Source organism: Streptosporangium nondiastaticum, from assembly GCF_003011965.1.
Lineage (GTDB): Bacteria > Actinomycetota > Actinomycetes > Streptomycetales > Streptomycetaceae > Streptomyces > Streptomyces nondiastaticus.
The window spans coordinates 22,374-28,373 of sequence record NZ_PXWG01000082.1; the positions used below are offsets into that span (position 1 = coordinate 22,374).

The following is a 6,000-nucleotide window of genomic DNA, read 5'->3' on the forward strand; positions in this document are numbered from 1 at the left end:
CGAGTAACCTTCCAAGCAGTGATCAGCGTAAGCGGCCCGGGCCCGTGGCGTAAGAGGGTGAGAAGGGCTTGTCGAAGCTGTGACCGGCGGGAGTACCGGAACGCACGGAAGCGCCCGTTCCACACGGTGGGAACGAGCGCTTCGTGACGGAGCGGGACCGGCCGGTCCTCCGGCGGGAGGCCGGGTCCGACCGGGGGCGGCCGTGTCCGGCTGGGGGGCGGGCTACTTCTTGCCCTTCTCCCCCGCCTCGTCGCTGGACAGCACCGCGATGAAGGCCTCCTGCGGGACCTCCACGCTGCCGACCATCTTCATGCGCTTCTTGCCTTCCTTCTGCTTCTCCAGCAGCTTCCGCTTACGGGAGATGTCACCGCCGTAGCACTTGGCGAGGACGTCCTTGCGGATGGCGCGGACGGTCTCGCGGGCGATGACGCGGGAGCCGATCGCGGCCTGGATCGGCACCTCGAAGTTCTGCCGCGGGATGAGCTCGCGCAGCTTGGCGACGAGCCGCACGCCGTACGCGTAGGCCTTCTCCTTGTGGGTGATCGCGGAGAACGCGTCGACCTTGTCGCCGTGCAGCAGGATGTCGACCTTGACCAGGTCGGCGGTCTGCTCGCCGGTGGGCTCGTAGTCGAGGGAGGCGTAGCCGCGGGTCTTGGACTTCAGCTGGTCGAAGAAGTCGAAGACGATCTCCGCGAGGGGGAGGGTGTAGCGCAGCTCGACCCGGTCCTCGGAGAGGTAGTCCATGCCGAGCATGGTGCCGCGGCGGGACTGGCAGAGCTCCATGATCGCGCCGACGAACTCGGTCGGCGCGAGGACGGTCGCCTTGACGACCGGCTCGTGCACCTCGGCGATCTTGCCCTCGGGGAACTCGCTCGGGTTGGTGACGACGTGCTCGGCGCCGTCCTCCATCCGCACGTTGTAGACCACGTTGGGCGCGGTGGCGATGAGATCGAGGCCGAACTCGCGCTCCAGCCGCTCGCGGACCACGTCGAGGTGGAGCAGGCCGAGGAAGCCGACGCGGAAGCCGAAGCCCAGGGCGGCCGAGGTCTCCGGCTCGTAGACGAGCGCGGCGTCGTTGAGCTGGAGCTTGTCGAGGGCCTCGCGGAGCTCCGGGTAGTCCGAGCCGTCCAGCGGGTACAGGCCCGAGAAGACCATGGGCTTCGGGTCCTTGTAGCCGCCCAGGGCCTCGGTGGCGCCGTTCTGCTGGGAGGTGATCGTGTCACCGACCTTGGACTGCCGGACGTCCTTCACACCGGTGATGATGTAGCCCACCTCGCCGACGCCGAGGCCGTCGGCCGGCAGCATCTCGGGCGAGTTGGTGCCGATCTCCAGCAGCTCGTGGGTGGCGCCGGTCGACATCATCTTGATGCGCTCGCGCTTCTTGAGCTCGCCGTCGACGACACGGACGTAGGTGACCACGCCGCGGTAGGAGTCGTAGACCGAGTCGAAGATCATCGCGCGGGCGGGGGCGTCCTTGACGCCGACCGGGGCCGGGACGTCGCGGACGACGCGGTCGAGCAGCTCGGGCACGCCCATGCCGGTCTTGGCGGAGACCTTGAGGACGTCCTCGGGGTCGCAGCCGACGAGGTTCGCGAGCTCGGCGGCGAACTTCTCCGGCTGGGCGGCGGGCAGGTCGATCTTGTTGAGGACCGGGATGATCGTGAGGTCGTTCTCCATCGCCAGGTAGAGGTTGGCGAGGGTCTGGGCCTCGATGCCCTGCGCGGCGTCGACCAGGAGGATGCAGCCCTCGCACGCGGCGAGCGAGCGCGAGACCTCGTAGGTGAAGTCGACGTGGCCCGGCGTGTCGATCATGTTGAGGATGTGGGTGTTGCCCTCATCTTCGGTGGGCGCCCACGGCAGACGGACCGCCTGGGACTTGATCGTGATGCCGCGCTCGCGCTCGATGTCCATCCGGTCGAGGTACTGCGCGCGCATCTGCCGCTGGTCGACCACGCCGGTGAGCTGGAGCATCCGGTCGGCAAGCGTCGACTTGCCGTGGTCGATGTGCGCGATGATGCAGAAGTTGCGGATCAGAGCCGGGTCGGTACGGCTCGGCTCGGGCACGTTGGTAGGGGTCGCGGGCACGCAGGATCCATTCGGTGACTTCGGCGTTGGTACGCCAGTCTCGGCGGGAGTCGGGTATACGACCCCTCCATCGTCCCATGAGCGGCGGCCGTCGTCCGGTTTGGGCGGCCGGAGGGGCTGCTGGTAGCCTGGTCCACTGTGCTTCGCGACCCTCTCAGTCGTGGGGCGCACATCTCGAAATCCAACGAACCTGAAAAGGCTCTTTCGTGGCGAACATCAAGTCCCAGATCAAGCGGAACAAGACCAACGAGAAGGCGCGCCTGCGTAACAAGGCCGTCAAGTCCGCGGTCAAGACCGCTGTCCGTGCGGCCCGTCAGGCCATCGTCGCCGGTGACGCCGAGAAGGCCACCGCCGCCGTCGCCCTGGCCGGCAAGAAGCTCGACAAGGCCGCCACCAAGGGTGTCCTGCACAAGAACGCCGCCGCCAACAAGAAGTCGGCGCTGGCCAAGCAGGTTGCCGCCCTCAAGGGCTGAAGCCTCTCCGGGGCGTGAGCCCCGGTCCTTCGCCGGTATCGGAACCAGCGGCCCCTCTACCGCTCCGGTCCGGCACCCCGCCGCGCTCGGTCGTTCGCCACGCGGGCGCGGCATGAGCCTCACGGCTCGATGAACGATCCGAAGGCCCCGTGCCCCCTTTCCCCAAGGGCGGCCCGGGGCCTTCGGGCTTTTGAGGGCGGTCCGGGCCTTCGGGCCTTCAAGGGCGGCCGGCGGCCTTCGGGCTTGTAAAGGCAGCCCGTGGCCTTCGGGCTTTTCCGGAAGCGCGCGTGCAAAAGCCCCGGGCTTTCCCCGGGGCTTTTGTCGTCCTACGGCTCAGCCGCGGCTTCTGGCCGCCCGGGCCACCGCCACGACCGCCTTTTCCAGGGCGTACTCCGGATCATCGCCCCCGCCCTTGACGCCGGCGTCGGCCTCCGCGATCGCGGTGAGCGCCGCCGCGACGCCGTCCGCGGACCACCCCCGCATCTGCTGCCGGACCCGGTCGATCTTCCACGGCGGCATGCCCAGATCCCTGGCCAGATCGCCGGGGCGCGCCCCGCGCGGGGCGGAGGCGAGCTTGCCGATGGCCCGGACGCCCTGCGCGAGGGCGCTGGTGATCAGGACGGGCGCGACGCCCGTGGACATAGCCCAGCGCAGCGCCTCCAGGGCCTCGGCGGCCCGGCCCTCCACCGCGCGGTCGGCGACGGTGAAGCTGGAGGCCTCGGCGCGGCCCGTGTAATACCGCCCGACGACGGCGGCGTCGATCGTGCCGTCGATGTCGGCGACGAGCTGGGTGCAGGCGCTCGCCAGCTCCCGCAGGTCGCTGCCGATCGCATCCACCAGGGCCTGGCAGGCCTCGGGGGTGGCGGAGCGGCCTGCCGTGCGGAACTCGGAGCGCACGAATGCCAGGCGGTCGGCCGGCTTGGTCATCTTGGGGCAGGCGACCTCCCGCGCCCCGGCCTTGCGCGCCGCGTCCAGCAGGCCCTTGCCCTTGGCGCCGCCCGCGTGCAGGAGCACCAGGGTGATCTCCTCGGCGGGCGCGGAGAGATAGCCCTTGACGTCCTTGATCGTGTCCGCCGAGAGGTCCTGGGCGTTGCGCACGATCACGACCTTGCGCTCGGAGAAGAGCGACGGGCTGGTGAGCTCGGCGAGGGTGCCCGGCTGGAGGGCGTCGGGGGTGAGGTCACGGACGTCGGTGTCCGCGTCGGCGGCGCGGGCGGCCGCGACCACCTCCCGGACCGCCCGGTCCAGGAGGAGATCCTCCTGGCCCACGGCGAGCGTGACGGGGGCGAGAACGTCGTCGGTTGCAGTCTTCCTGGCCATCGCGACCAGCATCCCACGCGCTACTGACACCTCCCCCCGCGCGTCCGTCCGCCATATCGCACAATGTGCCTTGTGAGCAGCCCTTACCTCTCCTCAGACACCGATTCCGTACGACACCTCCTGGTGCTTCCCGACCGCGATGCCGCGGAGGAGGCGGCCGAGGAGGCCGCGCAGCGCTTCGCGCTCGACGACGACCCCCGCATAGTCCGCGAGGCCCTGGCCGGCGAGGACGACGCCGAGGACGCCCAGTGGCTGGTCGTCCTGGAGGCCTCCGAGGGCGACCTCGACCTCGCCGCCCTGCGCGAGCTCGCCGAGGAGTACGACGGCTGGCTCGAGCGGGAGTGACCCGCCGCCCGCCCCGCGCCTACGGCACCACCTGCTCCTCCGGGATGCGCCGCGCCTGCGGCGCCCGGTCGAGGGCGATGCCGAAGTGCTCGCGGAAGGCGGGCAGGACCTCCTCCTCCGCCAGCGGCAGCTCCTGACGGCCCGTCGCTCCGGTGGTCACGAGGGTGCGGTCGCTGAGGGTGACGCGGCCGGTGCCGGTGAGCCGGGAGCAGATCACCGCCTTGGTGAAGAGGGACTTGGGCGAGGTGCGGTGCCACCAGCAGCCCCCCTCGAAGTCCGCCAGCTGCCGGGACCGGCGCTCGATGCGGTACTGCACGTCGCCCTCCCGGAGGAGGTCGAGGTCCCCGTCCGCCGTCTCGGCGAGCCGGAAGGGGCCGGCGGGGTCGGCCTGCTCGCCCCGCTCGTCGAACCGCAGCGGGTAGTGGCTGTTCCGGCCGAAGCCGACGTCCACCAGCCACGGCTCGTCGCTGTCGGCCGTGCGCACCTTCAGCGCGAGGTGGTCGAAGGGCGGGCCGAACCGCCCCTCGGGCCCCATCACCCGGGCGGCCAGCAGCGTGACCCGGTAGCCCAGGGCGTCCAGCAGCGCGGCGAACGCGCCGTTGAGCTCGTAGCAGAAGCCGCCCCGCCCGCCGGTCACCTTGGCCACGAGGGCGGCCGGGTCCAGCACGATCTCCTCGCCCAGGTGGATCGACAGGTTCTCGAAGGGCACCGCGTGCAGGTGGCGGAGGTGGAGCTCGCGCAGTGCGGCCAGGTCCGGCACGGCCGGCCTCGCGACGCCGATACGGGCCAGGTACGCGTCGGCGTCCGCACTACTGATGATCTTGTTCATGGGTCAGTTATCCCTCAGATCGCGGCTGATGTCATCGGGCTGCGGTTTTGGTCACGGTCCTGGGCCGCGGTCTTCGGCGACCGCCGTCACCGTCGCCCCGCTGCCGGTCACCGCGACCGGCCCGTCCGTGTCGGTCCGCAGGACCGCCGTGCCCTGTTCCCTGAGCGCGGCGAGCGTGCGGGGCGAGGGGTGGCCGTACGGGTTGCCGACGCCGGCCGAGACGACCGCGAGGCGGGGCCGGAGCCCGCGTATCAGCTCCGGGTCCTGGTGGGCGGAGCCGTGGTGGGCGACCTTGAGCACGTCCACGGCGGGCAGCCCGGGGTGGGCCTCCCGCAGGGCCTGCTGGGCGGGCGGCTCCAAGTCGCCGAGCAGCAGCGCGGTCAGGCCGCCGCTGCGGACCAGCAGGGTGACGCTGGCGTCGTTGGGGCCCTCCTCGGCCACCGCCGACGTCCCTGCCGGCGGCGGCCACAGCACCTCCCACGCCAGGTCGCCCAGGCGGCGGCGCTCCCCCGCCCGGGCCGTGGTCACGGGCACGTGCGCGCGCCCGGCCTCGCGGCGGACGAACGCGGCCTGCCCCGCGGGCTCCGCGAACGGAGTCGTCTCGATCTCCCCGACCGCCCGGCCGCGCAGCACCCCGGGCAGCCCGTCCACGTGGTCGGCGTGGAAGTGGCTCAGCAGGACGAGGGGGATCCGCTCGACGCCGAGCGCGCTCAGGCACCGGTCCACGGCCCGGGGCTCCGGCCCGGCGTCCACGACGACCGCCTGCCCCTCGCCCGCCGCGAGGACCAGCGCGTCCCCCTGCCCCACGTCGCAGACCGCGAGCCGCCAGCCCGGCGGCGGCCAGCCTGTCACCGCGCGGTTCAGGGGCGCCGGGCGGACGACCGCGACGAGCAGCAGCAGCGCGCAGGCCGCGCACGCCCAGGGGTTGCGGAGCAGCCGCCGGGCCGT

General features: G+C 71.8%; 6 protein-coding genes. 2 read left to right on the forward strand and 4 right to left on the reverse strand.

Going from position 1 to position 6,000, the window contains the following annotated elements:
• Positions 1-222: 222 nt before the first annotated feature.
• The gene (gene lepA, locus B7P34_RS24065) at positions 223-2,064 is read right to left on the reverse strand and encodes a translation elongation factor 4 (protein ID WP_223268166.1); all 1,842 of its coding nucleotides are present in this window, start codon (positions 2,062-2,064) and stop codon (positions 223-225) included.
• A gap of 227 nt (positions 2,065-2,291) precedes the next feature.
• Between lepA and rpsT the strand changes: the two genes are divergently transcribed.
• The gene (rpsT, locus tag B7P34_RS24070; protein ID WP_106679688.1) at positions 2,292-2,558 is read left to right on the forward strand and encodes a 30S ribosomal protein S20; all 267 of its coding nucleotides are present in this window, start codon (positions 2,292-2,294) and stop codon (positions 2,556-2,558) included.
• Between the two features lie 333 nt (positions 2,559-2,891).
• On the opposite strand, the gene holA is transcribed toward rpsT, so the two are convergent.
• Entirely contained in the window at positions 2,892-3,878 is a 987-nt protein-coding gene (gene holA / locus B7P34_RS24075) for a DNA polymerase III subunit delta (RefSeq protein ID WP_189383009.1), read from the reverse strand.
• A gap of 72 nt (positions 3,879-3,950) precedes the next feature.
• Here holA and B7P34_RS24080 point away from each other — a divergent pair, with 72 nt between their 5' ends.
• Positions 3,951-4,223, forward strand: a complete 273-nt coding sequence (locus tag B7P34_RS24080) for a hypothetical protein (RefSeq protein WP_223268165.1) — start codon at positions 3,951-3,953, stop codon at positions 4,221-4,223.
• 19 nt (positions 4,224-4,242) lie between these two features.
• Here the strand turns inward: B7P34_RS24080 and B7P34_RS24085 are convergent, their stop codons facing one another.
• Together B7P34_RS24085 and B7P34_RS24090 are read right to left on the reverse strand one after the other, a co-directional pair.
• On the reverse strand, positions 4,243-5,052 hold the full coding sequence (locus B7P34_RS24085; RefSeq protein WP_106679695.1) for an arylamine N-acetyltransferase family protein: 810 nt from the start codon (positions 5,050-5,052) through the stop codon (positions 4,243-4,245).
• A 51-nt stretch (positions 5,053-5,103) separates the two neighbouring features.
• On the reverse strand, positions 5,104-6,000 hold an 897-nt coding region (locus tag B7P34_RS24090; protein WP_146166910.1), incomplete at its 5' end, for a ComEC/Rec2 family competence protein.

Bases quoted from the DNA above. Each gene is read 5' to 3' on its own strand.
- holA (WP_189383009.1), bottom strand. From the start codon at position 3,878: ATGGCCAGGAAGACTGCAACCGACGACGTTCTCGCCCCCGTCACGCTC.
- B7P34_RS24085 (WP_106679695.1), bottom strand. From the start codon at position 5,052: ATGAACAAGATCATCAGTAGTGCGGACGCCGACGCGTACCTGGCCCGT.